The sequence below is a fragment of the Lentzea sp. NBRC 102530 genome (genome assembly GCF_030269365.1).
Lineage (GTDB): Bacteria > Actinomycetota > Actinomycetes > Mycobacteriales > Pseudonocardiaceae > Lentzea.
On the sequence record NZ_BSTF01000005.1, the window covers coordinates 81042 to 106534 of the forward strand.

Below are 25493 nucleotides of genomic sequence, written 5' to 3' on the forward strand. Positions count from 1 at the left end.
AGGCACGCATGAAACGCGCCCTGTCTTTGGCGGCAGGTATTTTGCTCGCGATGTCCGGTTTGCTCGCTTCGTCACCCGTAATGGCGGCACCGGCCTCCCAGCAGGTCTTCTGGACGTTCTACGGCTGGTGGGACAACACGCCCCCCGGCGGCGACATCGCTTATCCGGGGCTGCACGACACGGCCGGTGGAAAGGGCACGTGGAACGACCCGATCACGTTCGCCACGTCCAGCAAAGAGGCCAAGCCGGGCACGAAGATCTATTTCCCCCGGGTCAAGAAGTACTTCGTCATGGAGGACTCCTGTTCCTCCTGTGAGCAGGACTGGAACGGCAACGGCCCCAACGGTGGCCCGAGGCTGTGGCACTTCGACGCGTGGATCGGCGGCAAGGGCGGCAACGCCATGGCCGCGATCGACTGCGAGGACGCGCTGACGACGTACCACGACGACGGCAAGCCGGTGCTCGAAGAGACGATCATCAACCCGCCGTCGAACCTGACCGTGGACTCGACGCCGATCTTCAACACCTCGACCGGCGAGTGCTACGGCGGCGCGAAGCCCAAGACCACCAACGGCGAGTACAAGAACGTCTCGACCGGCAAGTGCCTGCAGGGCGGCGCGTCCGGCGCGCAGCTCACCACGGCCACCTGCACCGGCGCGGCGAACCAGCAGTTCAAGTTCCACGGCGCGTTCATGGAACAGGGTTCGCCGCAGCTGTGCACCGCGCTCTCGTCCGGCAAGGTCGTCCTGAAGAAGTGCGACGGCGGGCCGGCCCAGCAGTGGTCGATCAACCCGAACAAGACCATTTCGGACATGCAGTACAACACCAAGTGCTACCGGGACGCGTCCGGCAAGGTGACCGCGGCGTCCTGCTCCGGCACCGCCGCGCAGTGGAACTTCAAGGCAGCGGCCAAGAAGTAGCCCGCTGATCCGGGCAGGAAGGCCGTTCCCTCGTGTCGGGGGAGCGGCCTTCGTCGTGTGGCCGTCACCTGATTCAGCAATGAATCCTGACTCGTCGACACCCGCACCGAATCCTCGGTGCAGCACGCGATGGCGGCCCTGCGTTCGTCGCGCACGTCGTTCGTCATCGCCCACCGCCTCTCGACGATCCGCGACGCCGACCTGATCCTCGTGATGGAGGCGGGCCACATCGCCGAACAGGGCACGCACGACGAACTGCTCGCCGGGGAAGGCGCCTGGCACCGGCTGCACTCAGCTCAGTTCGCCGCAGCGGTCTGAAACTCCACAACCCCACCGCGGTCCTGAGGGCCACCGCGACGTACCAGGGCGCGAGCAGTCCTCCCTGGCTTGCGATGAGGCCGCCCAGCAGCGCGCCGACGGGCTGAACGCCCCAGGTGACCAGCGTCTGCGCGCTGCTGACGCGTCCCAGGAGTTCTGCGGGCACAACGCGTTGCCGGTAGCTGGCCGTCGCCACACCCCACACGGCGGTGCAGAACGAACTGACCACCGCGAACACCGCGACCGTCTTCAGGTCGTGGGCAACCGTCGCAATTCCCAGCCACATCAACGGAATCAGCACGATCGTGGTCGCGACCGCGTCTCGGAACCGGGCGATGAGCCGTTCTGCCAGCAGCCCGCCCGCCACCCCTCCACAGGCGAGCGTGGCCAGGAACGCACCGAAGCCCGCGCCGGTGAGCCCGAGGCGTTGCCGGGCGAACAACACCAGCGTCGCCATCGTCATCGCGATGCACAGGTTCGTCGTCGCCGACACGATCGTGATGGTCCGCAATGTTTTGTGCCGCACCAGCCACCGCAGGCCTTCGCGCGCCTTCGGCCTGGTGGCCGGCGCTTGGTGGCTGATGCGCATCTTCGTGACCAACGCGGCCGCGACGGCGAACGTCAGGGCGTTGACCCAGAACGGCGCCGGGACCGCCATGACGAACAGCAGCCCGCCCAGCGGTGGCCCCACGAACTGCAACGCCACCGCCTGCGACGAGAACAGCCGACCGTTCGCACGCTCCAGCAGGTGGTCGTCGACGGTGGCCTTGATGAGCGGCTGCCCCACGGCCTTCGGGACGGTCTCGGCCGCGCCGATCAGGAACGCCATGCCGTACAGGAACACGATGTGTGCACTGTGGAACGTGGCGAGCACGGCCATGAGCGCACATTGCGCCCAGAGCGCGACGAGGAGCAGCTTCCTGCCGTCGTACCGGTCCGCCGCGGCACCGGCGGAGAGTGAGACCAGGAGCCAGGGGAGCGTGCCGAAGAAGCTCAAGCCGGCGATCAGCTCCGGGTCCTGGGTGAGGGTGGCGGCGAGCAACGGCAGTGCCGCCAGGAAGATCCCGTCGCCGAGCGCCGAGACCGCGCTCCCGCTCCACAGCAGGTACCAGTTCCGCCCCATGGGCCACCGTATCCGGCTCGCCCGCAGACCCCGGACATGGCTGAGGCCGCCTCCCCGAAACGGGGAAGCGGCCTCAGCGGTCGATCAGATCAGGCGTCAGTGCTGCGGCGCCCGGCGCGGACGACCCGCGCTGCTGCCCCGCTCCGTGCGGCCGAACGAACGACCACCCTCGGACCGCTCCGACCGGCGCGGTCCACCGCGGAACTCGCCGCCCTCGGACCGGCGGCCCGAGCCACCGCGGTACTCACCGCGGCCACCGCCACCGGCGGCGGGAGCGCCGAAGCGACGGCCTCCGCCACCGCGGCGGGCCGGCTTCTCGCGCTCGACGATCGGCTCGCCCGACGGCGTGCGCGCGCCGGTGATGCGGACCAGGTCGTCGTCACCGGGGCGCACCTTCGTGCTCTCCGGACGGATGCCCGCGCGAGCGGCCATGCCCTGGACGGCGCGACGCTGGTCGTGCGTGACCAGCGTGACGACCGTGCCGGACTGGCCCGCACGCGCCGTGCGGCCTGCACGGTGCAGGTAGTCCTTCGGGTCGGCCGGCGGGTCGACGTGCACGACGAGCGAGACGTCGTCGACGTGGATGCCGCGCGCGGCGACGTCGGTCGCGATCAGGACCGGCGTGGTGCCCTCGCGGAACTCGCCGAGCACGCGGGTGCGGGCGCTCTGCGCCTTGCCACCGTGCAGGGCTCCCGCGTGGACACCGACCGAGCGGAGCTTCTTGGCCAGGCGGTCGACGTGGTGCTTGGTGCGCACGAACATGATCGTGCGGCCCTCGCGCGCGGCCACCTCGGTCACCACCGTCTGCTTGTCCTCCTGGGACACGAAGAGCAGGTGGTGCTCCATGGTCGTGACGCTCGCGGTGGGCGGGGCCACCGAGTGCGTCACCGGGTCGTGCAGGTACTGGCGGACCAGCTTGTCCACGTCACCGTCGAGGGTGGCGCTGAACAGCAGGCGCTGCCCGTCCTGCGGGGTCAGGTCGAGGATCGCGCGGACCTGGGGCATGAAGCCCATGTCCGCCATCTGGTCGGCCTCGTCCAGCGCGGTGATCTCGACCTGGGACAGGTCGCAGGTCTCCTGGCGGACGTGGTCGGACAGCCGGCCCGGCGTGGCGATCAGCAGGTCGACGCCGCGGCGCAGGTGGTCGATCTGGCGCGGGAACGACGTGCCGCCCACGACGACGCGGCACCACAGGCCCAGCGCGCGGGCGTGCGGCATGAGCGCCGTCTCCACCTGCATCGCGAGCTCACGGGTGGGGACGAGGATGAGACCGCGCGGCTTGTGCGGCGCGGAACGGCCGCCGGCGAGGCGGGTCAGCATCGCGAGGCCGAACGCCAGCGTCTTGCCGGAGCCGGTCTGGCCGCGGCCGAGGATGTCCTTGCCCGACATCGAGTCGGGCAGGGTGGCCGCCTGGATGGGGAACGGCTCGGTGATCTCGTTGGCGGCCAGCGAACGGATCAAAGCGTCGGAGAGGCCGAGCTCGGCGAACGAGGGCAACGGGCCTTCCGGCAGCGTGCTCTCGATGTGCTCGGCGACGATCGGTTCCTCGACCCGCGCCTGCGGACGCGAGGAGTTGCCCTGGCGACCCGAGCGGCGCCGCGGTGACCTGCGGCTTTGTCCGCGCTCGGAACGACCTTCGGACATGGATGGCAAAACAAACCTCCGAGACATGGCACGTCTCAAGGCTGCCCCGCGCGAGTCGCGGTGCCAGTTCACAAGGACGAGCCCGGCGTGGTGGTCACGCCTGAATGAGTAGGTGGACGCACCGGTCAACGGCGGTCAAGCCTTCATCGGTGCTTTTACAGTCTAGCTGATCATCGCCAACGCGTTGCGCGCCCGGCCGTGTCGTTGGACACGGCCGGGCGCGCACGACGCTCACGACATGCCCGCCACGTCCAGCAACGTCGTGACCAGCGCGGACGGGTCTCCGATCTCCGGCGGAAGGCCCTTCGAGGCGAACCAGCCGCAGATGTTGCGGACGTCGCGGTCGAGGAACTCCACACCGCGCGGGTTCGCGACGAGGTCGACCACCTGCGGCAGGTCGATCATGACCAGCCTGCCGTCGTGCACCATCAGGTTGTACGCCGAGAGGTCGCCGTGCGTGATACCCGCCTCGGACAACGTCATCAGCGCCGCGACGAGCTGACGCCACAGGTCGAGCAGCTCGTCCTCGTCCGGACGGGTCTGCGCGAGCCGCGGTGCCGCGTTGCCCTCGTCGTCCCCGATGAACTCCAGCAGCAGCTCGGTGCCGCTGCGCTGCACCGGGTACGGCACGGGCGCGCCGATCTGCCACAGCTTCGAGAGCGCGGCGAACTCCGCGACCGTCCACTGCTCCGCGATCAGGTTGCGCCCGAACGCGGTGCGGTTCGCGATCGCCCGCGTCTCACGGGACTTCTTCATGCGACGACCCTCGAGGTACCCCGCGTCGCGGTGGAACATCCGGTGGTCGTTGCTGCGGTAGCGCTTGGCGGCGAGCAGGCACGCCTTCTCGCCCATGGCGCGTTCCAGCAGGAAGACGTCCGCCTCCTTGCCGGTCTTCACGATGCCGAGCTCGCGGTCGACCGCGGCCAGTTCCGTGATGAGCCAGCTCGGGTGCGGTTTGGGGCCCTGCTCGGCGTCGCCCCACGTGGACCAGCGGTCACCGTCCTCGGGGGTGTCCGCCGAACTGAGCTGGTCCTCGCGCACTCGGGCGACGCGGACCTTCTCTTCCTCGGTCATGCGGCCGCGACGCGTCGGTTCCCCGTCGTCGGCGGCCCGGTTGCTCCTGCTGCGCTTTCCCTTGCGACGCATGGTGTCGGCGTCGTCGTAGGACGTTTCGAAACGCTCGTAAAGATCGTGCTCGCGCACGGTGGGGTCTCCCAAGAGATGAAGGGTGACCGCCCTACTGGCGCTCTGCGATCAAACGATGCTGATCAGGCGCGAAGGGCGGCTGGACGGGTCGCGAGTGCGGTGCCACGCCCAAAGACAGGCTCTGACATGACGCACCTCCTCGATCCAGCTCCGATGTCACGCTTCGGGGAGAACCCTGCCGTGCGGGCCCGCCGGCCCGCAACCGAATTAATCCGTGATCAGGTCCGCGGTCTTCTCGCCCGTCGGAACGATCTTCAGGCCGGCCTTCTGTGCGAGCTTGACCAGGCCTTTCAGGTCCTTCGGCGCGCTCGCGGACCGCACGATGGCGCGGGCGAGCAGACCCTTGTGCGCCTTGTTGAAGTGGCTGACTACCTTGCCCTCGCTGGTGACCACCCGGACGACCACGGCGTGCGGGATCTTCGCGAGGCTCGAGTACGCGCCGGAACGCAGGTCGACGACGAACTCGTCCGCGCTCGTCAGCACGGGCTCCAACGCGGGCTTCCACAGCGTGCGGAGGCTGCCGTGGTCGGGCAGCGTCGTGCCGCCCGACAGCCGGTACGCGGGCACCGGGTCGCCGCCCTTGAGAGCCCCGAACAGCGCCGACGCGACCGCGAGCCGCTCGTAGGCGCGTTCCTTCTCGACCTTCTTCAGCGACGGGAAGTCGAGGTTGTCGTAGAGCACGCCGGTGTAGCGCAGCAGAGCCGGTGTCGTCTCCGACGTGCGCAGCTGGGCGTTGCGGTGCACCTCGTCCAGCTGACGCTCGGAGATGTCGAGCGCCTTGAGGCTCGCCGGGACGTCCCGCGCGAGGTCGGCCAGCGCGGACACGAGCTTGTCGCGCACCGGGTTGAGCTCGGGGAACGACAGCGCGTCGAGGTCGAGCGGCGCGCCCTCGCCGCCGATCGCCTTGGTCTCCGACGGGGGAAGCAGCACCAGCACGGGAGAAGCGTAGGGCAGCGGCGCGGGCCGTGCGGTCAGGGTGCCTGTGCGGTCAGGGTGCCTGCAGGGTCAGGTAGGCGAGGCCCATCGTGCCGCGCCACCCGCGTAGCCGGTAGTCGCGCTGGGTGTCGGCCGTAGCCCTGATCTCCGCCGCGTGCTCGGAGCCGGGGTGGTCGCGCAGCCAGCGTTCCCAGGCCAGGGCGTGACCGTTCTCGAAGACGTCCCACTCGTCCTGGTTCGCCTGCTCCACCGCCACCAACCGGTAGCCGTGGGCGTGCGCCAGGTCGACGAGGTCCGCCAGCGAGCGGTACTGGGCCCTGGGCACCGGCATCGCCGCCAGCTGCGCCTCGCTGGGTTCCCGCTCCCAGAAACCCTCGCCCAGCAACAACCGCCCGCGCGGCGCCAGCAACTTCCTGGCCTCCGTCAGCGCGTTCGCCGTGTGGTGCAACGGATCCCCGCCCCACACCTGGCTGGCCCCGTTGACGATCAGCACGTCGGCGGGCCGGTCCGGCCGCCACCCGCTCACGTCGGCCACCTGGAAGCGCACCCGGTCGGCGAGGTCCCTGGCGCCGGCGCTGGCCTCGGCGTGCGCGATGGCTTTCGCATCGCGGTCCACCCCCGTGCCGGTGGCCGTTCTCGCCGCATCGAGGGTGCGCAGCAGGAACTCCGCCCAGCCGCACCCGACGTCGACCACGTGAGCGCCGTCCAGCGGCGCCAGCGACCGGATCAGGCGGGCCGCCCGTTCCTCGGACAAGGGACCGTGGAACGTCAGGTCCTCGTGCAGCGGTGCGATCTCTGGAGGCGTCATCCCTTGCAGGATGGCTTTTTCCGCGTTGCGCGGGCAACGCCTTATTCAGTTGTCGGCGGTACCTCCCTTCCGTAACTTCGGGCGACGTGGAACTCGTGTGGCGCCCGCTCACGACAGCGGACATCCCTGAGGTGGCAGCGCTCTACAACGCCGCCGAGGCCGTCGACGACACCGGCGAACTGCTGTCCGAAGAGGACTTCGCCGAGTCGTTCGGCAGGACCGACCTCCCGGTCGGCTCGCTGGGCGCGGTCGCCGACTCGCAGCTGGTCGCCTACGGCCTGCTGGCTCCGCGCGACCAACCCGTTGGCGCACACCGACTCCGCCTCGACGGCCTGGTGCACCCGGCGTTCCGCCGCAGGGGCATCGGCCGGCTGCTGCTGCTGAAGCTCGCCGCGCTCGCCCGCGAACTCCACTCCGCGCGACACCCCGACCTGCCGCTCGTCGTGACCACGATGGTCGAGAGCAGGTGTTCGGGCCACGTCGCCCTGGTCGAAGGCCTCGGCTTCACCGCCGACCGCCACTTCCACGAACTGGAGGTGGCACTGGGCGAGTCACTCGCCCAGGTCCCGCCACCCGCCGGCTACGAGGTGGTGCCGTTCTCGGCGGCCCGTTCCGAGGAGGTCAGGCAGGTCTGCAACGCGGCGTTCGCCCGGCACTGGGGTTCGACCGACCGCAGCCCGCAGGAGTGGGCGGCGTCGTTCACCGACAGCGCGCGTTTCGTGCCGGAGTCCTCCTTCCTCGCGCTCCACGAGGGCGCGGTGGTCGGCTTCGTGCTCGCGCGGCACTACCCGGTCGTCGAGGAGATGACCGGCGTGCGCGAGTTGTGGATCGGGGACGTCGGCACCCTGGAGGAGCACCGCGGGCGTGGGGTGGCCTCGGGGCTGCTGAGCTGGACGCTGGCCCAGGGGGCGGCCGCGGGGTTCCACCGCGCGGGGATCTCCGTGGACTCGGCCAACTCGGACGGTGCGCTCGGCGTGTACGAGCGGGCCGGGTTCGGGGTGGTGCGGACGTGGGTCGACTACGGGGTGCCGGTGGACTGCCGGAGGTGATGTCCGACGGGCCGCGCGGCTTGGGGCTGACGGGTTGGCGCCTGTTGAGGCTGGCGCCGGTTGAGGCTGGCGCCGAGTGAGCTGGTGTTGGCCGGGTGCCTGGGGCTGAGCTGTCGGTGCCCGGCGGCGGGCTGGTGGTCAGGTTGGTGACCGGTGTCGGGCGGATGGCGGCACGTGGCCGGTGCCGGGTGTCTGGGGTCGAGCGGCCGGGGTCGGGTGCGGTGTAGCCGGGTCTGGTGGCCGGCGTTGAGTCGCCGGCGTTGAGTCGCCGGCGATGGCAGCTGGCAGCTGGCAGCTGGTGTCGGGTGGTTGGTGCTGGCGCCGGTCGGCCGGAACCGGGTGGCTGAACGCTGGTGTCGCAGCCTGCGCGGCACGGCCCTGGGTCTTGCTGGCCGGTGCGGTGCGGTGCGGTGCGGTGCGGCCCTGGGCCTCGCCCGCCGGCTGGGTCTGGCCGGTCGGGTCTCGCCGGCTGGTGCCGTGCGGTCAGGAGCCGCACGGCCGCAAGCCTCACCCTCCAGAGCCCCTCACCTGCCTGAGGCCTCAGGCACCAGAGGCCTCAGGCACCAGAGGCCTCAGGCCTCACCCGTGAGCGGGCTGGGCCGTGAGCGGGCTGGGAGTCAGAGCTCCTCGCCCGGCTGGCCCACGCAGAACTGGTTGCCGTCCGGATCCGCCACCACCGACCACACCAGGCCCGGCACGCCGTGCACCGCCACCTCCTCGGCCCCCAGCGCCACGAGGCGGGCCACTTCCGCCTTGCGGTCCGGCACGTGCGAGTCGAAGTGGACTCTGTTCTTGCCCGGGGTGACGTCCGGCACCTGCTGGATGCCGAGGGCGGGGCCGGAGCCGGTGGGGGCGAGGACGAGGAACTCGCCCCAGTCGTTCTGGATCGTGGTGCCGAGGGCGGCGGTCCAGAACTCGGCGAGCTTGCGGGCGTCGCCCGTGTCGATGGTGATCATGTCGATGTTCAGAGGCATGGGAGGGACGCTACCCAGGGGGTCTGACAATTCCGGTTTGCGCAGGTCAGAGGTCAAGTGAAGCACCGCGCGCATCGTTAAAGAACGTCCAACCAGTACGCTGTTTCAACTGCCCGTGAACGAGGAGTACCCACCGTGATCACCAGGATGTCGTCGCTGTTCCTGCGCACCCTTCGCGAGGATCCGGCGGACGCCGAAGTGCCCAGCCACAAGCTGCTGGTGCGCGCCGGCTACGTCCGCCGCGTCGCGCCGGGCGGGTACACCTGGCTGCCGCTGGGGCTCAAGGTCCTGCGCAACATCGAGGCCGTCGTCCGCGAGGAGATGGACGCCTTCGGCGCGCAGGAGATCCAGTTCCCCGCGCTGCTGCCCAAGGAGCCCTACGAGGCGACGAACCGGTGGGAGGAGTACGGGCCCAACCTGTTCCGGCTGAAGGACCGCAAGGGCGCGGACTACCTGCTCGGGCCCACGCACGAGGAGATGTTCACCCTCACCGTGAAGGGCGAGTACAGCTCCTACAAGGACTACCCCGTCACGCTGTACCAGATCCAGACCAAGTACCGCGACGAGGCGCGTCCCCGTGCGGGCATCCTGCGCGGGCGCGAGTTCCTGATGAAGGACTCGTACTCGTTCGACCTCACCGACGAGGGTCTCAGCGAGTCCTACCGCAACCACCGCGACGCCTACATCCGCATCTTCGACCGGCTGGGCCTGGAGTACGTGATCGTCTCCGCCACGTCCGGTGCGATGGGCGGTTCGGCTTCGGAGGAGTTCCTCGCGGTCGCGGAGACCGGTGAGGACACGTTCGTGCGCAGCACCGAGTCGGGTTACGCGGCGAACGTCGAGGCCGTCAAGACGCCCGTGCCCGCCGCGCAGCCGATCGACGACAAGCCCGCCGCGCAGGTGCACCACACGCCGAACACGCCCACCATCGAGACGCTGGTCGACTTCCTCAACGCCAACACCGACCGCAAGTTCACCGCGGCCGACACGTTGAAGAACGTCCTGGTCAAGACCCAGCAGCCCGGCCAGAAGGACTGGACGCTGCTCGCGGTGGCCGTCCCCGGTGACCGCGAGGTCGACTTCAAGCGCCTCGAAGCGGCGCTGGAGCCCGCCGAGGTCGCGATGCTCGAGGCGTCGGACTTCGCCAAGAACTCGTTCCTGGTCAAGGGGTACATCGGTCCGGGCGCGATCCAGGCCAACGGCATCCGCTTCCTCGCCGACCCCCGCGTCGTCACGGGCACGGCGTGGGTCACGGGTGCGGACAAGGCCGACCACCACGTCGTCGACCTGGTGGCGGGCCGCGACTTCACCCCCGACGGCGTCATCGACGTCGCCGAGGTCCGCGAGGGCGACGCCTCCCCGGACGGCCAGGGTGTGCTGGTCGCCGCGCGCGGCATCGAGATCGGCCACATCTTCCAGCTCGGCCGCAAGTACGCGGACGCGTTCACGCTCGACGCCCTCGGCCCGGACTCCAAGCCCGTCCGCATCACCATGGGTTCGTACGGTGTCGGTGTCTCGCGGCTCGTCGCGGCCATCGCCGAGCAGTCGCACGACGACCGCGGCCTGATCTGGCCCCGCAACGTCGCCCCCGCCGACGTGCACGTCGTGGTCGCCGGCAAGGACGCGGCGCTCGTGCAGGCCGGCGAGGACTTCGCGAAGCAGCTCAGCGACAAGGGCCTCAAGGTCCTGCTGGACGACCGCAAGGCGAGCCCCGGCGTGAAGTTCGCGGACGCCGAGCTCGTCGGCATCCCGACCATCCTCGTCGTCGGCCGCGGCCTGAAGGACGGCGTGGTGGAGGTCAAGGACCGCAAGTCCGGCGAACGCGCCGACGTGCCGGTCGCCGAGGTCGTCGACCACCTCGTGCAGGTCGTCTGCGGCTGAGCGCACGAACGGCGAAACGCCCGGCCGGGAGCTTCCCGGCCGGGCGTTTCTCACGTGGTCAGCAGAAGCCGCCCTTCTTCTCCAGGCTCATCCAGGTCACCTCGTCGGTGTCGTAGTCGATCACGAAGGCGTACTGGAAGCCCGGGTTCAGCGGAGCGTCCACGAGCACGTCGTACTTGCCAGTGGGGTCGGCGTGCGCGCTCGGGTAGGCCCTCACCAGGTCTGCCCGGGACGAGCCGACGCCGATCCCGCGCGGCGTCTTCATGGCGTAGGTCGCGATGATCATCTGAACGCCGCAGGTCTCGTGCGCCGCGACCCAGGTGTTGGGTCCCCGGTCCCCCTCGGACGCCACGAACTGGTAGAAGGCCCAGCCCTGGCCGCCCGATGTGTCCTTGTCCGTGAGCAGACCGGTCGCTTCAGCCTGTGCGGGCTTCATGCCGAGCAGCAGGTGCTTGTAGCCGAAGCTGTGCAGGATCTTGAGGTCCTGCGCCTGCACCGGTGCCGCCGACGACGGCACCGCGACGCTGATCAACGCTGCGAAGGCAGCGAGGATCGCCAGAACATACTTGCGCATAACGAAAAACCCCCCGTGCAACGGGCCGCCCCCTGCGGCCACGGTGAAGAGACGCCCCTTAGAGCACGGGGGTTGCCAAGGGGCTCAATAACTTTCCGGTCACACGACCGAACGCCGGGCAGCGCGCAGGGGGTGGGCGCGCACCCGGCGTTCAGCGGTGCACCGGGCTAGCCCGCCCGGCGGTCGGTGAGGTTCAGGGCAGGTTCGTCGAACCACGCCCCGGCCCGTTCGTGCTTCGCGGCCCGCACCGCACGGGGCACCTGGTCGGCCACCACGTCGCGCACCAGCTCGTGCCGGAAGCCGTACTCGATCTCGCCCGTCTCGCTGTTGCGGCCCTGCCGGCGCAGGAAGTCGCGCTGCTCCAGCAGTTCCAGCGCCTTCGCGACCTCCAGCGCGTCCCGTCCGCCCGTCGCCGCCACGGCTCCGGGCGACACCAGGTCACCCGCGACGGCGGCGTCCTGGAGCACCGCCTTCACCTCGAACGGCAGTGAGTCGAGCTGAGCCGTGAGCACGCCACGAACCGATGGCGGCAGGGGCAACGAATTGCCGTTCTGCACGCACAAGAGCCGTGGGTCGGCCATCATCCGTGCGTACTCGGTGGCGAACAACGGATTGCCGCCGACGCACGACACCAAGGCCTGCCAAAGCTCGGCAGACAGCTCGCCGGTCGGCAGCAACGAGTTCAGCAGGTTCCGCGTCCCGATGTGCGACAGGGGTTCCAGGCTGATCGTGGTCGCGTTGCGCTTCCCGCCGAACCACGACGGCCTGCGCTGCAGCAGCTCCGGCCGTGCGGTCGCGATCACCAGCAGCGGCACCGAACCGGCGTGCTCGCTCAACTCCTCCACGAAGTCCAGCACCACGTCGTTGGCCCAGTGCACGTCCTCCAGCAGCACGACCAGCGGTGACGACTCCGCGACCTCTTCGAGGAACCGCCGCCACGAGGGGAAGTCCGGCTGCACGCCGGCACCGGGGGAGGCCAGGCAGGCCAGGCTGCCGTGCAACCGGTCCGCGAGCTCACCGACGCCGACCAGCGACGCCAGAGCTGCCCGCAGGGTCTCGAACGGCGAGAACCCGCTGACCACGTCCGCCAACGGCCCGAAGCCGTGGTCGTCACCGAAAGCCGTCGCGGTACCGCGCAAAGCCGAAGCAGAAGAGGCCAGCTCGTCGACGAGCCGCGTCTTGCCGACCCCGGCCTCGCCGAGCACGGTCACGAAGTGCGGCCGCCGGCGAGTGCGGACCTCCTCCAGAATTCCTTGCAGCACAAGCAGTTCTCGCTCGCGCTCCACGAACGGCACGGCCGCCCGCGCGCGACGGTCGGCTCCACGCGGCGACACGCAGGACACCGCCTGCCAGCCACCGGTCGGTGCGCCATCGGGTTCCCACGTCACGGAGACCGTGGCCTCACGCGTCGAGGTGCACGCACGCACCGCACCGAGCGGTGCCAACGCCATCAGCTGACGGCACTGGTCGAGCAGCACGCCCGTCGCGGTCGGCGTACCAACAGCAGGCAAACGCACGAGAGAGTCGCCGGTGGCCACACCGATCTGCACGTCCGCCACAGAAGCCAGACGATCCCGAACGGCGAGAGCAGCACGCACGGCCCGGTCGGCGTCGTCCTCGGCTGTCTTGGGCACACCGAACATCGCCAGGAACACGGATCCGACGTTGCCACCGACGACGCCACCCAGTCGCGAAACCTCGGCGGCAACGACAGCGGCGACTTCCTGGTGCACCGCGTCGACGTCCTCCGGGTCGCCGTCCCCGGCGGCGAGACCGAGTTGCGCGGACACCATCACGACGCTGACGAGCTTGCGCTCCACCGTTGTCACGTCCCGCGCGGGCACCGTCGCGGCGGGCACCGCCACAGCGGGCTCGGCGGCGGCCGGAGCCGTGATCACGACGGGAGCGGGAGAGGTCTGGCCGACGGCGAGCAGGTGCCTGCGCTGCACCGACGGCGGAAGGTCCAGCACGGGGGCGTGATCGAGGATCGCGCGCTCCAGCTCCTGGAGTTCGCGGCCCGGCTCGAGGCCGAGTTCCTCCACCAGCGCCGCCCTGGTCCGGCGGTAGACGCTCAACGCGTCCACCTGCCGCCCACACCGGTACAGCGCGAGCATCAACTGGCCGCCGATCCGTTCGCGGTACGGCTCGACCTCGATCAACGACTCCAGCTCGCCGATGACCTCGTAGTGCCTGCCACAGGCGAGCTCCGCCTCGAAGCAGTTCTCCTGAGCCGACAGCCGCCAGTCCTTGATGGCGGTCAGCTCCGGCCAGTTGATCCCGGTCTCCACGAGATCCGCGAGCACCGGGCCGCGCCACAGGCTGAGCGCTTTGCGCAGCACCCTGGCGGCGGCGGGCCAGTTGCCGGCGGACAGTTCACCTCGTCCCTGTTCGGCCAGTTGCTGGAAGCGCGACAGGTCGAGGGAGTTCTGGTCCACGCGCAGCAGGTATCCCGGCGCGTGGGTGAGCAGCAGTGCGGACCCCTCGGCGGCGCTGCCGTGAGGAGTGAGAACGCCTCGCAACCCTGAGACGGCGTTCTGCAGCATCTTGCGCGCGGTGGGCGGGACGTCCCGCTGCCACAGCGCTTGGAGCAGCTTGCTCGTCGCCACCACCCGGTTGGCGTGCAGCAGGAGGAAACCCAGAGCCGCGCGCTGCTTGACCCCGCCCAGTGGTACGGGCAGGTCGTCGTCGAGGACTTCCAGTGAGCCCAGCAGGTGAAATCGCATGGTTCCGGTCTCCAGTGGGTGGGTGTCCGTGCAGAGGGGAGTGATCAGCTCCAGGGGGTGTCGTCGCCCTGCGGCTTGGGCAGCTTGACGGAGTGGTTCCACGGTGTGTCGATCGCGCCCCAAGGGGTGTCGTTGGCGTGGCGCTGCACCCAGGGGGTGTCGTTTCCTCCTCTGTGCTGCCACGGGGTGTCGGTGGCCTGCGCGGTGCCGGTGAAGGCGAGCGCCAGGGCCGCCGGAACGGCGGAGAGAACCAGAGCGACGGCGGTCGTCCTGCGGATCATGTCGGCCTCCTCATGCATGTTTGGTCGGACTTAAGGCTTCGAGTTGTGCTCCAACGCCATACGAGCGGCGTCTGAGAACGAAGTTAGGAGCGCCGCCCATCGCGGCTCTATCACGCACCCGCCGCGTATCAATCGGTCGCGATGGTGGTGCGGCAGACGCCAAATGAGACAGCTCCACCGCCGAGTACCCGGTCAGCGCGCAGCTGTTACTACGCAGGGTGGCTGTTAATCACAGGAATTAGGTGCGGTGTACCGCAATGGTTAGATTCGGTTAGCGAACCGAACGAACGTCCTGCGCCGCACGGAGTAGTCCTTTGAGCTGGCGGGCTGTTTGGCGACACGCCGTACGATCTTTGTGAAGTGATCCTCGGTGCCGGGGAATTCTCGCTTCACGTGCGGGCTGATCTGCCTCGATACCCCGGCCCTGATCATCTCCAAATGAGATGCCTGTTGAGATCGGTATCATTGTGATGGATTGTGCCGCGATGCACAAGAAGGATCTTGACAGGTTTCGTCGCTGAGGCTAGTTTCGGAGCGTTCCAGTGTTAGATGTGAGGTTGCTTCATATTCAAGTCCACTCTTGGGTAGATGTCCCGGAAGTGCTTTGTTTCGCAGCTTCTGAAAATTGATTCACACAAAGGTGAGAACGACCGGGAGCGCGAGGTGCGGGGGCATTGCGGAAAATAGAGGCGCGAGGGGTCGTCCGTCATGAGCACAGCCCCTGACGAGGAACTGATCTTCAAGCTGCTGGGCCCGATCGAGGTGATCGGCGCCGAGGAGCAGGTGCAGGTGCCGCCGGGACGTCAGCTGACGATCCTGGGCGCGTTGCTGCTCGAAGCGAACCGCGTCGTCAGCATGGACCAGTTGATCGACCTCGTCTGGGAGCACACCCCGCCGTCGACCGCGCGAGCGCAGATCCAGATCTGCGTGTCCGCGCTCCGGCGGGAGTTCTCGAGGGTCGACGTCGACGCGCAGATCGAGACCCGTCAGCCCGGCTACCTGCTGAGAGTCGCCGCTGACAAGATCGACACCTTCCTCTTCGAACGCCGCGTGGCCGACTCCGACGTCGCCGTCCGGCAAGGCCGCATGGACGAGGCGTCCGCGGTGCTGCGCGCCGCGCTCGCGCTGTGGCGCGGTCCGGCGCTGGGTGGTGCCGGGGCCACGTTGCAGAACAAGGCGCTGCGCCTCGACGAGAAACGCCTGTCGGTGTTGGAGAACTGCATCGACATCGAGTTGTTGCTGGGCCGGCATCACGCTCTTGTGGGTGAATTGCAGAGCATGGTCACCGAACACCCACTGCGCGAACGGCCGCGCGGCCAGCTCATGCTCGCGCTCTACCGCTCCGGCCGGCAGTCGGAAGCGCTCGACGTTTACCGCGCAGGCCGAGACCTGTTCATCGAGCACCTCGGTCTCGAACCGAGCGACCAGCTGCGCAAACTCGAGACCGCGATCCTGACCGACGACGAGGTGCTGCGCCTCGACCAGGAGAAGTCCGCTCCGGTCACCGTGCAGAACGTCGTGTCACCGCACCAGCTCCCGGCCACCATCTCGGACTTCATCGGCCGCCAGGACGTCGTGGCGCGCGCTGAGAGCGTCCTCGCGGGCGAGCACCTGACGATGCCCGTGGTCAACATCTCGGGCAAGGCGGGCATCGGTAAGAGCGCTCTCGCGGTGCACGTGGCCCATCGCGTCGCGACCGAGACCTATCCGGACGGCCAGCTGTACTGCGACCTCCGCGGCACCCAGGCCCAACCGGCCACGCCCGCCGAGGTCCTCGGCCGATTCCTGTCCGCGTTGGGCGCCGTGGGCTCGACTCTGCCCGACAGCGTCGACGAACGGGCCGACATGTACCGCAGCATGCTCGCCAGCCGGCGCGTGCTGGTCGTCCTCGACGACGCGGGCAGCGAGTCCCAGGTGCACCAACTGCTTCCGGGTTCGCCCACGTGCGGTGTCGTCGTCACGAGCCGTACGCGGTTGACGGGTCTTGCCGGATCTCATTTGGTGGACGTCGACTTCATGGACTCCGATGACGCCCTGGAGTTGTTGGGGCGCATCATCGGCACGCAACGTCTGCAGAGCGAACCGGTCGCCGCGGCCGCGTTGGTGGACGTCGTGGGAGGGCTCCCACTGGCGTTGCGGATCATCGGCGCGCGCCTCGCCGCCCGCCCGCACTGGACGCTCGCCTCGATGGTCGGCCGCCTCGCCGACGAGCGGTACCGCCTCGACGAACTCGTACACGGCGACATGGTCGTGCGCGCCAGCCTCTCGCTGACCTACGACGGCCTGGAGCCGGAGACCTGCCGGGTCATGCGGCTCATGTCGTTGCTGGAAGCGGAAAGCCTGCCGGTCTGGACGGCCTCGGCGCTGACCGACGACGAGCGCCATCGCGGTTTCGACCTGCTGGAGCGCCTGGTCGACGCGCAGCTGCTGGACGTCGTCGGCAGCGACGTCACGGGCCTGCCGCGGTACCGCTTCCACGACCTGATCCGCCTGTTCGCCAAGGAACAGCTCGCGGTGCACGAGGACCCGGCCGTGCAGCTCGCGTCCGTCGAACGCGTCGCCGGTGGCTGGCTCGCCATGGCCGAACAGGCGCACCAGCAGCTCTACGGCGGCGACTTCACCGTCCTGCACGGCTCCGGGCAACGCTGGCAGCCGAGCGCGCCGTACGTCGAGAAGGTGTTGCAGGACCCGTTGGGCTGGCTGGAAAGCGAACGCCAGAACATCTGCGCCGCGGTCCTGCAGGCCGCCGACGCGGGCCTCGACGAGCTGAGCTGGGACCTCGCGATGACGCTCGTGACGTTGTTCGAGACGCGCAGTTACCTCGACGACTGGCAGCACACCCACGAACGCGCGCTCGACGCCGTGCGCGAGGCGGGCAACCAGCGCGGCACCGCGGCCCTGCTCTGCTCGCTGGGTTCGTTGCACCACAGCCAGCGCCGCATGGACGCCGCGCGCGCCGCGCTGGAACCGTCGCTGGAGATCTTCACCGAGCTGGACGACGACCACGGCCTGGCGCTCGTCCGCCGCAACCTCGGGCTGCTGGAGTACAACGAGGGCAGGCCGGAGGTCGCGCTGCGGATCTTCGAGCAGTCGCTCACCGGCTTCAAACGCGTCGGTGACGTCGTCGGCCAGGCCTACGTCGTCTCCCAGCTCGCGCAGCTGTCGCTGGACCGGGGCGAGCACGAACTGGCCGTCGGCCAGCTGCGGGGCGCGCTCGCGATGTGCCGGGAGATCTCCAGCCCGCGCGTCGAGGCCCAGGTGCTGTACCGGCTCGGCAACGCGATGCTCGTGCAGGGCCGGTACGAGCAGGCGCAGCAGCTCATCACGTCGGTGCTCGGCATGGTGCAGCGCTCCGGTGACACCGTGGGGGAGAGCTACGCGCTGCACCTGCTGGGCCTGATCCACGGTCGCATGCGCATGTTCGCCGAGGCGGGACGGTTGCTGCGGCGCGCGATCCGGCTGTGCGAGGAGAACCTCGACCGGGTCGGGGCCGCGCGCATCCGCCTCGACCTCGCGCAGCTCGTGTCGCAGCGGGGTGAGACGTTCCACGCCGTCGCCATCGTGGAGCAGGCGATGATGACGTTCCAGGAGCTCCGGCTCCAGCTGTGGGAGGGCAAGGCGCTGGCGGTGCTCGAGAAGATCACCGCCGAGAACCCGCTGCCGGCCGTCGCCGCGGCCAACGGCGGCACCCGGTAGGAGCGTCCGGCACGGATGTGGGATCGCGCTGCCGCGTGACCTGAACGCACACTGGACGGATTTTGAGTCCGCTGCCTCCGCCGAACGCACCTGCGCGCGTCGTGCGGGTGAGCGGGCCGCGCGGTGCGAACGCCCTGGCCCGCGTCGAAAGAGACCCGTTGCGCCGCCGTCACCGACGGCGGCGCCCGGTAGGCGTCAGGAGGTCGGCGTCAGCGAGTCGGCCATCTTCTGCAGGTCCGACTCCTTGGGCAGCGGCGGGGTGGCGCCGCCACCGCCGCCCTCCAGGTCGCCGTTCACGATCAGCACGTGCAGCTTGTTGCTGCCGTTGAGGACCACGACCTTCACCATGCCCTTGCTGGCCAGGCACTTGTTGCCGGTCTGGGTGATGGTGGCGTCGACCTGCACGCCCTCGACGACGACCTTCTTGCCGTCCTTCTGGGTGTGCTGGATCTTCACCGGCTTGGGCTCGGTGGTCGTGACCTTCGGGTCGACGCCCGAGGAGTAGAACTGCGCGGCGACGGCCTTGGTGAAGTCGGTGGCGGTCTTGTTGATGTCGCTCTTGGGCAGCAGCGTGCCGCCGTTGGTGCCCTTGGTGAACTGCTTGCCCTCGCAGGTGTAGTCGCCGTAGGTGGTGATGCCCGACAGCGAGATGCCCTCGAAGCCGTCCACCGGGATCTTGGCGTCAGCGATGACGTCCCAGTTCTTCGGGACGACGTAGTTGTAGCCGAGCGCCGTCTCGATGCACTGCTGGCCCTCGTTCTTCGGGCACGGGCTGTCGGCCGGCTGCGAGGTGGCGCTGGTCGGGGTGGACGACTCCGGTGCCGCCGTGGTGCCGCCTCCGCTGCGGGACAGCGCGAACCAGGTGATGCCGCCGCCGAGCAGCACGACGAGGACGACCGCGCCGACCACGAGCCACAGCGTCTTCTTGCCCTTGTTCGGAGGCTCGTCGTCGAAGCCGCCGTACACGCCCAGGCCGCCGTACCCGCCGTAGCCCTGCTGGGGGAAGCCGCCCTGCTGCGGGAAACCACCGGTCTGCGGGTAGCCGCCGGTCTGGTAACCGCCGCTCGGGTAGTCGCCCTGCTGCTGACCGCCGGTCTGGTAGCCGCCGGTCTGGTAGCCACCGCTTTGATGGTCACCCTGTTGCTGCTGGCCCCAGCCCTGCTGGTCGTTCCAGCCGCCCTGTCCGCCGCCACCTGGGTAAGTCACGGGCAAACGGTACCTGGTGGGTCTGACAGGAGCTTAATTCATCAAGCGTTGACTTCCGTCGCATCGCGGGCGTACGGTCCTCGTTAAATTCAACGCTTGATGAACTAGGGAGGCAGATGATGCGCACCGCGCTGGTCACCGCCGTCGCAGGCGCGGTGGTGGCTTTTCTCCTGGGACTGCTGACGTTCGGCGTGCAGGCGACCGCGCACCCGCACGACGTCCCGCTCGCCGTGGTGGCGCCTCCGCCGATCGCGGACCGCGTCGCACGGGCCGATTCGCCCGAGGTGCGGCTCAGGGTCGTGGACTCGACCGAGGCCGCGACGCTGCTGCGGGACAAGGAGGTCTACGGCGTGCTGGAGATCGTGCCGGGGCAGGCGACGATCCGGCTCAACCCCGCCGTCAACCCGTCCGGCACGCAGGTGGCGCAGCAGGTGCTGACCGGCGTGGCCCAGGGCGCCGGGCTGCCGGTGAAGGTCGAGGCTCCGGCCGTGTCCGCCGCCGAACGCACCGCGCCGCTCGCCGCGTCCGCGCTGCTGTGGGTCGGTGGCATGGTCGCCGGGCTGCTCTTCGTGGTGCTGAGGGGCAGGCGCCTGCGGTGGCTGTCGGCGCTCACCGCGGCCGTGCTGGTCACGGGCTCGACCGTCGGGTTGCTGGCGTGGTGGGGCGTCACGTTCGACGCGGACGCGCTCGCGTTCATGCTCGCCGTCGCGGCGTCGTTCGCGCTGCTGCAGGCCGGGCTCTTCCAGCTCCTCGGCATCCGCGCGATGGGCGTCCTCGGCCTGCTCTACCTGATGGCGCCGGCCGTCGCGGGCCAGGTGCCCGAGCTGCTCAACCCCGCCTACCGGGCGGTCCTGTGGTCGTGGACGCCGTTCCGGTTCTCCACGGAGGGGCTGCGCAGCCTCATGTACGGCGGGTCCGTCGGCGCCGAGTGGTGGGTGTTCGGCGGCATCGCGCTCGTCGGCGTCGTGCTGTTAGCCGCGAAGAAAGCTCAGCCGGACCGTGCGGACGGGGTTGTCGACGTTGGTGTCGACCAGGCACACGGACTGCCACGTGCCGAGCGTCAGCACACCGCCTAGCACCGGGATCGTCGCGTAAGGCGGCACGAGCGCGGGCATCACGTGGTCACGACCGTGACCGGGGGTGCCGTGCCTGTGCCGCCACTTCACGTCGCGGGGCAGGATCCGTTCCAGCGCGGTCAGCAGGTCGTCGTCGCTGCCCGCGCCCGTCTCGATGACGGCGACACCCGCCGTCGCGTGCGGAACCCACACGTGCAGCAGGCCGTCGCCGTCCTCGCTCTCGAGGAACCGCTGGCAGTCCCGGGTCAGGTCGTGGACGACTTCGTCGGAACCGGTGCGGATCTGGATCTCCTCGCTGCGCATGACCTCAGATCTTACGAACGACCCTGGCGGGGTTGCCGACCGCGAGCACGTGATCAGGCAGATCACGCGTCACGACACTGCCCGCGCCCACGACCGTGTTGTGACCGACCGTCACACCGGGACACACGATCACGCCACCGCCGAACCACACCTTGTCGCCGATGACGATCGGTGCGGTCGTCTCCCACCCCTCGATCCGTGCGTCGTGGTCCTCGACGGGGTGCAACGCGGTCAGCAACTGCACGTTGGGGCCCATCATCACGTGGTCGCCGATGGTCACCGGCCCGCAGTCGAGGATGACGCCGCCGTAGTTCATGAAGCTGTTCGCACCGACCCGCGTGTTGTAGCCGTACTCGATCTGCAGGCGCTGCATGAACGTCGTGTTCTCGCCGATCTCCGCCACGAACCCCTGGAGGATCGCGTACATCCCGTCGAGGTCCTCGGGGTCGTGCGCGTTGAACCGGGCCATCTCGCGCCAGCCGCGGCGCCGGTCCGCGTCGAGCTCGGGGTCAGCCGGGAGGTAGCGCTCGCCGTTGATCATCTTCTCGCGGTTGGTTCCCATAGCGCTTCAGTATCGTCACGGCATGCGCGTGCTCTTCGCCAGCATGGCCACGGTCGGCCACACGTTCCCGATGATCCCGTTGGCTCTCGCACTGCGCGATGCAGGCCATGAGGTGCACTTCGCCGTGGGCGACGACCTGCACGCAGAGCTGGACCGGTTGGGGTTGAAGCCTTTCCGGCCCGGCATGGTGTTCGGTGAGATCTACGCCGAGGACATCGCGCCCGAGCTCGAACGGGTGCTGCCGGACCTGGTGATCAGCGGCTGGGCGGTGCCGAAGGTGTTCCGGGAGGCGCGGCGGCGGGCGTTTCCCGTGCTGTGGCACGGGTTCGGGCGCATGTTCGCGGACGGCATCGGGCTCGCGCGGCCCTCTGCCGGACGGCACCTCGACATCTGCCCGCCGTCGTTGCAGGACAAGGACTTCAAGCAGGAACGTCTGCTGCTGCGGCCCGTCGCGCATGAGATGCCCGGTGAGTTGCCCCGGCGCACGCACGAGAAGCTCGTCTACCTCACGCTCGGGAGCGTGTTCGGCACGCGGGACGCCTTGTTGCCGGCCATCGCGGGGCTCGCCCGGCTGGACGCGCAGATCGTCGTCGCGGCGCCCAGGGCAGCGCTCACGCACGTGCCGTCGAACGTGACGGTGCACCAGTGGGTGCCGCAGGTCGAGGTGATCAGGCAGGCGGACCTGGTCGTGCATCACGGCGGTAGCGGCACGATGCTCGCGGCACTGGCCGAGGGGGTTCCTCAGGTCGTGTTGCCACAGGGGGCGGATCAGACCGGCAACGCTCATGCGCTCGTGACGTCAGGTGCGGCGGTGTGGCCTGACTCGGCGAGTGCCGACGCGATCGCGGAGAGCGCACGGCTGGTGCTCGGCACCGGACGGTACGGCGAAGCCGCAGTGCAGGTGGCGGAGGAGATACGTCACATGCCGTCGCCGGAGGAAGTTGCGGACAGGCTGGCGGAGGTTGTGTAACACTGTTTTTTATGAAGGCAAGCCGCCTGCGCTTCGGGATGAACCTGTGGCCGCCGTTCCTGTTCGCCGGTATCCGCGTCGAGGAGATCTCGGCGGACTACCGGTATGCGCGCGTGCGGATGCGTCTGCGTCCGTGGAACCGCAACTTCTTCGGCACCCACTTCGGCGGATCGCTGTTCGCGATGACCGACCCGTTCTGGGTGTTGCTGCTGTTCAACCAGCTCCGCGGCGAGCACGTCGTGTGGGACCAGGCCGGTGAGATCGAGTTCGTCGCGCCCGGCCGCGGCACGGTGCGCGCCGAGTTCCGGCTGACCGACGAGCACGTCGCGCAGGTCCTCGAGCAGACCAGCGGTGGCGCGAAGGCGTTGATCTGGTTCGAGACCGACGTCGTCGGGCAGGATGGGGCCGTGATCGCACGGGTGAAGAAGCAGGTCTACGCGCGGCGCAAGCGCGACAAGCAGCTCGCGCATGCGTGAGGCCTTCGGAGCTGTTTTCGACGTTCAGGACGGGTACCTGAACACGGCGTCCATCGGGGTGCCGCCGCGGCACGTCGCGGACGCGGTCGCGGCGTCGTTCGAACGCTGGCGGCGCGGCGAGGACACGTCGTCCACGTTCACCGAAGCCGTCGAGACCTCGCGCGCGGCGTTCGGTCAGCTGATCGGGGTGCCCGCGACGTCGGTCGCCTGCGGCGCAACGGTTTCGCACTTCGTGTCGCTCGTGGCCGCCTCGCTGCCGGCCGGGTCGAAGGTGTTCGTCGACCCGATCGAGTTCACCAGCGTCGCGCTGCCGTTCGTCGCCGCCGGGCACGTGATCGCGTCCACTGTGGACGAGGCTGATCTCGTTGCCACGAGCGTGGTGCAGAGCGCGGACGGCACGTTCGCCGACCTCGAGGCGTTGCGGGCGTCCGGGAAACCCGTGCTGCTGGACGTGTCGCAGGCGGCCGGGTGGATGCCGTTGTCGTTGGCGTGGGCCGATTTCGTGGTCGGGGTCGCGTACAAGTGGCTGATGTCGCCGCGCGGCGCGGCCTGGATGGCCGTGCGGCCCGACCGCGCCGACTCGCTGAAGCCGTTGGCCGCCAACTGGTACAGCACGGGCGAGAACTACGGCACCGAGCTGGTGCTCCGTTCGGACGCACGGCGGTTCGACCTCTCACCCGCGTGGATCTCCCACGTCGGCGCCGCGGTCGCGCTCCCGTGGGTGGCCTCTGTGGACCTCGAAGCCGTCCGCGCGCACTGCGTCGGCCTGACGGATCGCCTCCTCACCGGGCTGGGGCTGCCGCCGAACGGCTCGGCGATCGTCTCAGTGGCCGGACCACCCGTCCAAGGAGTGGTTTCGTCGGTTCGCGCAGGTCGCACACGGTATGCATGTCACCTGTACAACACGGTCGAGGACGTTGATCGGGTGCTCGAAGCGCTTGCATGACCGCCGTCCGTTACCGTGGGTCCTTGTGTCGGAACCACGCCAGTCACCTGAAGAGGTGACACAGAACCTGCCTCGCTTCCCACCGAGGCCCACCGACACCGCGCCGTTGTACCCGGCCGACGAGCTCGTGAAGCTCCAGTCGATCATGGACAACCGCCAGCAGGGGCAGCAGCACATGCCTCCCCAGCCGCCGCCTCCCCAGCGCAGGTCGACCTGGGTGGGCAAGGCGCTGGCGCTCGTCGGCGTCGCGGTGGTGTCCGGGTTCGTGTGGTGGGTGTTGCAGCCGTCGGACCCCATCGACCAACCGGTCGGGCAACCGCAGAAGACCGCGGGGGAGTTCGAGTTCACCACCGTGCCGGAACTCCCGGAACCGGTGAAGGACAGCGACTGCGCGGCCCACGCGACGGGCCAGACGCAGGCGTTCTTCAAGACCACGCCGTGCCTCCAGCTGACGCGGGCGTTCTACACGGTCGTGCTGCCGGACGGCCGCACCGTGTACTCGTCGGTGTCCGTGGTCAAGATGAAGAGCACCGAGGAGGCCAGGGCGCTGCGCGAGCTGACCCAGAAGGACGGCACCGGCAACGTCAAGGACCTGGTGCTGGACAAGGCCATCACGGTGCCGTCGCTCACCACGCTGGGCAACGGTGGGTACGCGTCGGAGCAGCGCGAGCAGACCGTCGTGATCGTCGAGTCGGACTCGCCCGCCAGGGGCTCCGACGCGATCGTGCACAACCGGGAGATGAAGAAGGTCTCCAACGACGCGATCAGGCTCGCGTCGTCGTTCGCCGGCTGAGGATTCGGGCCCGCCTGCGTCGCGGGCCCGGCCCTGGCCCCCGGGGCCCGCGCGAACGGCAGGCCCCTCACCGCCCTCAGCCTGACGCGACGCCCGGAAGCGTGATCGACGCCGGGGTCGTCCCCGCCGCCTTGCGCCACCGCGTGGCCCGCACGGCCGCCGTCGTCAGCGCCTCCAGGGCCGACGCCCGCAGCCCGGCCTCGTCGGTCCGCTCCAGCACCCCGCGCCACGCGGCGCACGTGTCCTGCTCGACCGCGACCAGCGCGGCGAGCGCCGACGGGGCGTCCGACACGGGCGAGGGCGGCAGGTACGCGGCCGCCGGGGGGTTCGGCACGGCCCCGTGGTCGCGCAGCCAGCGTTCGGTGGTGTCGCGGCGCGCCCGGTGCAGGTTCGCGCCCTCGGAGACGGCCGCCGCCTGGTCGTCCAGGAACGCCGACACCATCCCGTAGGTCCACAGCGCCGCGTGCTCGGTGCCCAGCGCGGTCTGGACCGACTCGACGCTCATCCGAGCACCTCCCGCAACGAAGCGCAGCCCGCCGCCACCGAACCGACCATGCCCGCGCGGTACGTCGGCAGCGAGGCCACGACGGCGGACGCCTCGCGCACGGCCTCGTCCAGCGCCGTCCGCAGGGCCGCCACGGGGTCCGGGGGCGTGGGAGGCGTCGTGGGGGCGGGCGGGGCGGTGGAGGACAGCGGCGGGCGTTCGCGGTCCACCTCGGCCTGCAGCAGCGAGGCGTGGGTCTCGCGGGCCTTCGCGATCTCGGCCGCGGCGGGCACCGTCGTCAGCGTCTGCGCCAGCTTCGCGTCCGCGCGGGCCTGCGCCGCGAGGGCCGAGAGCGGGTCCGGCGGCGGTGGCGGCGGAGGTTCTGTGGTGCACGCAACGGCGAGCGGTGCGGCGGCCACCGCGAGCAGCACACGGCGGCGGCTGACCGATTCGGAGATCACGCGAACCCATATTGCCAGCAGCCGTGCGGGTCGGTGGGAGCCGGGCGAACGAGATAGTCTGGTCGTCCACGGCCGCCGGAGTC

General features: G+C 69.7%; 22 protein-coding genes and 2 pseudogenes. 10 read left to right on the top strand and 14 right to left on the bottom strand.

All coding sequences use genetic code 11. The features are described 5' to 3' along the window. The first annotated feature begins 50 nt into the window (after positions 1 to 50). Positions 51 to 920, top strand: coding sequence for a ricin-type beta-trefoil lectin domain protein (locus QSK25_RS14690; RefSeq protein ID WP_285638788.1), 870 nt, complete (start codon positions 51 to 53; stop codon positions 918 to 920). A gap of 93 nt (positions 921 to 1013) precedes the next feature. Continuing rightward, positions 1014 to 1238 (top strand): annotated as a pseudogene (locus tag QSK25_RS14695) (ABC transporter ATP-binding protein); the annotation flags it as partial. A 34-nt stretch (positions 1239 to 1272) separates the two neighbouring features. Here QSK25_RS14695 and QSK25_RS14700 read toward each other — a convergent pair. From QSK25_RS14700 to QSK25_RS14720, 5 genes and pseudogenes are all read right to left on the bottom strand, one after another. Beyond that, positions 1273 to 2361: pseudogene (locus tag QSK25_RS14700) on the bottom strand (MFS transporter); the annotation flags it as partial. A 96-nt stretch (positions 2362 to 2457) separates the two neighbouring features. After that, complete coding sequence (locus QSK25_RS14705; RefSeq protein WP_285638789.1) at positions 2458 to 4005, bottom strand: DEAD/DEAH box helicase; 1548 nt, start codon at positions 4003 to 4005, stop codon at positions 2458 to 2460. Positions 4006 to 4236: 231 nt separating this feature from the next. Next, positions 4237 to 5208, bottom strand: coding sequence for a serine protein kinase RIO (locus tag QSK25_RS14710; protein WP_502881858.1), 972 nt, complete (start codon positions 5206 to 5208; stop codon positions 4237 to 4239). A gap of 210 nt (positions 5209 to 5418) precedes the next feature. Next, positions 5419 to 6147, bottom strand: a complete 729-nt coding sequence (gene yaaA, locus QSK25_RS14715; protein WP_285638790.1) for a peroxide stress protein YaaA — start codon at positions 6145 to 6147, stop codon at positions 5419 to 5421. Positions 6148 to 6199: 52 nt separating this feature from the next. Further along, positions 6200 to 6955 (bottom strand): SAM-dependent methyltransferase, encoded by a 756-nt coding sequence (locus tag QSK25_RS14720; RefSeq protein WP_285638791.1) that lies wholly within the window; start codon positions 6953 to 6955, stop codon positions 6200 to 6202. 86 nt (positions 6956 to 7041) lie between these two features. On the opposite strand from QSK25_RS14720, the gene QSK25_RS14725 reads away from it, so the two are divergent. Beyond that, positions 7042 to 8004 carry a GNAT family N-acetyltransferase gene (locus QSK25_RS14725; RefSeq protein WP_285638792.1) on the top strand — a complete coding sequence of 321 codons (963 nt, stop codon included), beginning with the start codon at positions 7042 to 7044 and terminating at the stop codon, positions 8002 to 8004. A 617-nt stretch (positions 8005 to 8621) separates the two neighbouring features. On the opposite strand, the gene QSK25_RS14730 is transcribed toward QSK25_RS14725, so the two are convergent. Further along, positions 8622 to 8978, bottom strand: coding sequence for a VOC family protein (locus QSK25_RS14730; protein ID WP_285638793.1), 357 nt, complete (start codon positions 8976 to 8978; stop codon positions 8622 to 8624). Positions 8979 to 9113: 135 nt separating this feature from the next. On the opposite strand from QSK25_RS14730, the gene QSK25_RS14735 reads away from it, so the two are divergent. Beyond that, positions 9114 to 10859 (top strand): proline--tRNA ligase, encoded by a 1746-nt coding sequence (locus QSK25_RS14735; RefSeq protein WP_285638794.1) that lies wholly within the window; start codon positions 9114 to 9116, stop codon positions 10857 to 10859. 58 nt (positions 10860 to 10917) lie between these two features. On the opposite strand, the gene QSK25_RS14740 is transcribed toward QSK25_RS14735, so the two are convergent. The 3 genes from QSK25_RS14740 to QSK25_RS14750 form a co-directional block, all read right to left on the bottom strand. Then, entirely contained in the window at positions 10918 to 11433 is a 516-nt protein-coding gene (locus tag QSK25_RS14740; RefSeq protein WP_285638795.1) for a hypothetical protein, read from the bottom strand. 167 nt (positions 11434 to 11600) lie between these two features. Further along, positions 11601 to 14156, bottom strand: a complete 2556-nt coding sequence (locus QSK25_RS14745) for an ATP-binding protein (protein ID WP_285638796.1) — start codon at positions 14154 to 14156, stop codon at positions 11601 to 11603. A 44-nt stretch (positions 14157 to 14200) separates the two neighbouring features. Then, the gene (locus tag QSK25_RS14750; protein WP_285638797.1) at positions 14201 to 14437 is read right to left on the bottom strand and encodes a hypothetical protein; all 237 of its coding nucleotides are present in this window, start codon (positions 14435 to 14437) and stop codon (positions 14201 to 14203) included. 708 nt (positions 14438 to 15145) lie between these two features. Between QSK25_RS14750 and QSK25_RS14755 the strand changes: the two genes are divergently transcribed. Further along, a complete protein-coding gene (locus QSK25_RS14755; protein ID WP_285638798.1) occupies positions 15146 to 18133 on the top strand; it encodes an AfsR/SARP family transcriptional regulator in 2988 nt (995 codons plus the stop codon). A 195-nt stretch (positions 18134 to 18328) separates the two neighbouring features. Here the strand turns inward: QSK25_RS14755 and QSK25_RS14760 are convergent, their stop codons facing one another. Then, on the bottom strand, positions 18329 to 19339 hold the full coding sequence (locus tag QSK25_RS14760) for a DUF8017 domain-containing protein (protein ID WP_285638799.1): 1011 nt from the start codon (positions 19337 to 19339) through the stop codon (positions 18329 to 18331). A gap of 116 nt (positions 19340 to 19455) precedes the next feature. Here QSK25_RS14760 and QSK25_RS14765 point away from each other — a divergent pair, with 116 nt between their 5' ends. Continuing rightward, positions 19456 to 20415 carry a YhgE/Pip domain-containing protein gene (locus tag QSK25_RS14765; protein ID WP_285638800.1) on the top strand — a complete coding sequence of 320 codons (960 nt, stop codon included), beginning with the start codon at positions 19456 to 19458 and terminating at the stop codon, positions 20413 to 20415. Here QSK25_RS14765 and QSK25_RS14770 read toward each other — a convergent pair. Further along, positions 20311 to 20718: a YjbQ family protein gene (locus QSK25_RS14770; protein ID WP_285638801.1), complete on the bottom strand. Its 408-nt coding sequence runs from the start codon at positions 20716 to 20718 to the stop codon at positions 20311 to 20313. The two genes, QSK25_RS14765 and QSK25_RS14770, sit on opposite strands and share 105 nt — an antisense overlap. A gap of 4 nt (positions 20719 to 20722) precedes the next feature. Beyond that, positions 20723 to 21280, bottom strand: coding sequence for a sugar O-acetyltransferase (locus QSK25_RS14775; RefSeq protein WP_285638802.1), 558 nt, complete (start codon positions 21278 to 21280; stop codon positions 20723 to 20725). A gap of 22 nt (positions 21281 to 21302) precedes the next feature. Here QSK25_RS14775 and QSK25_RS14780 point away from each other — a divergent pair, with 22 nt between their 5' ends. The 4 genes from QSK25_RS14780 to QSK25_RS14795 are packed head-to-tail and all read left to right on the top strand — an operon-like array spanning position 21303 to position 24465. Beyond that, a complete protein-coding gene (locus tag QSK25_RS14780; protein WP_285638803.1) occupies positions 21303 to 22250 on the top strand; it encodes a glycosyltransferase in 948 nt (315 codons plus the stop codon). An 11-nt stretch (positions 22251 to 22261) separates the two neighbouring features. After that, on the top strand, positions 22262 to 22726 hold the full coding sequence (locus QSK25_RS14785; protein ID WP_285638804.1) for a DUF4442 domain-containing protein: 465 nt from the start codon (positions 22262 to 22264) through the stop codon (positions 22724 to 22726). Next, a complete protein-coding gene (locus tag QSK25_RS14790; RefSeq protein ID WP_285638805.1) occupies positions 22719 to 23672 on the top strand; it encodes an aminotransferase class V-fold PLP-dependent enzyme in 954 nt (317 codons plus the stop codon). The genes QSK25_RS14785 and QSK25_RS14790 overlap by 8 nt, the downstream gene beginning before the upstream one ends. A 55-nt stretch (positions 23673 to 23727) precedes the next feature. Continuing rightward, positions 23728 to 24465, top strand: coding sequence for a hypothetical protein (locus tag QSK25_RS14795; RefSeq protein WP_285638806.1), 738 nt, complete (start codon positions 23728 to 23730; stop codon positions 24463 to 24465). Between the two features lie 76 nt (positions 24466 to 24541). Here the strand turns inward: QSK25_RS14795 and QSK25_RS14800 are convergent, their stop codons facing one another. Together QSK25_RS14800 and QSK25_RS14805 are read right to left on the bottom strand one after the other, a co-directional pair. Continuing rightward, positions 24542 to 24970: a ferritin-like domain-containing protein gene (locus tag QSK25_RS14800; protein ID WP_285638807.1), complete on the bottom strand. Its 429-nt coding sequence runs from the start codon at positions 24968 to 24970 to the stop codon at positions 24542 to 24544. Further along, positions 24967 to 25410, bottom strand: a complete 444-nt coding sequence (locus QSK25_RS14805; RefSeq protein ID WP_285638808.1) for a hypothetical protein — start codon at positions 25408 to 25410, stop codon at positions 24967 to 24969. The genes QSK25_RS14800 and QSK25_RS14805 overlap by 4 nt, the downstream gene beginning before the upstream one ends. Positions 25411 to 25493 lie beyond the last annotated feature (83 nt).

Coding starts and splice junctions, on each gene's coding strand:
- QSK25_RS14730 (WP_285638793.1), bottom strand. CDS start 8,978: ATGCCTCTGAACATCGACATGATCACCATCGACACGGGCGACGCCCGC.
- QSK25_RS14765 (WP_285638800.1), top strand. CDS start 19,456: ATGATGCGCACCGCGCTGGTCACCGCCGTCGCAGGCGCGGTGGTGGCT.
- QSK25_RS14770 (WP_285638801.1), bottom strand. CDS start 20,718: ATGCGCAGCGAGGAGATCCAGATCCGCACCGGTTCCGACGAAGTCGTC.
- QSK25_RS14690 (WP_285638788.1), top strand. CDS start 51: ATGTCCGGTTTGCTCGCTTCGTCACCCGTAATGGCGGCACCGGCCTCC.
- QSK25_RS14775 (WP_285638802.1), bottom strand. CDS start 21,280: ATGGGAACCAACCGCGAGAAGATGATCAACGGCGAGCGCTACCTCCCG.
- QSK25_RS14705 (WP_285638789.1), bottom strand. CDS start 4,005: ATGTCCGAAGGTCGTTCCGAGCGCGGACAAAGCCGCAGGTCACCGCGG.
- QSK25_RS14720 (WP_285638791.1), bottom strand. CDS start 6,955: ATGACGCCTCCAGAGATCGCACCGCTGCACGAGGACCTGACGTTCCAC.
- QSK25_RS14755 (WP_285638798.1), top strand. CDS start 15,146: ATGAGCACAGCCCCTGACGAGGAACTGATCTTCAAGCTGCTGGGCCCG.
- QSK25_RS14780 (WP_285638803.1), top strand. CDS start 21,303: ATGCGCGTGCTCTTCGCCAGCATGGCCACGGTCGGCCACACGTTCCCG.
- QSK25_RS14740 (WP_285638795.1), bottom strand. CDS start 11,433: ATGCGCAAGTATGTTCTGGCGATCCTCGCTGCCTTCGCAGCGTTGATC.
- QSK25_RS14790 (WP_285638805.1), top strand. CDS start 22,719: ATGCGTGAGGCCTTCGGAGCTGTTTTCGACGTTCAGGACGGGTACCTG.
- QSK25_RS14745 (WP_285638796.1), bottom strand. CDS start 14,156: ATGCGATTTCACCTGCTGGGCTCACTGGAAGTCCTCGACGACGACCTG.
- QSK25_RS14800 (WP_285638807.1), bottom strand. CDS start 24,970: ATGAGCGTCGAGTCGGTCCAGACCGCGCTGGGCACCGAGCACGCGGCG.
- QSK25_RS14785 (WP_285638804.1), top strand. CDS start 22,262: ATGAAGGCAAGCCGCCTGCGCTTCGGGATGAACCTGTGGCCGCCGTTC.
- QSK25_RS14750 (WP_285638797.1), bottom strand. CDS start 14,437: ATGATCCGCAGGACGACCGCCGTCGCTCTGGTTCTCTCCGCCGTTCCG.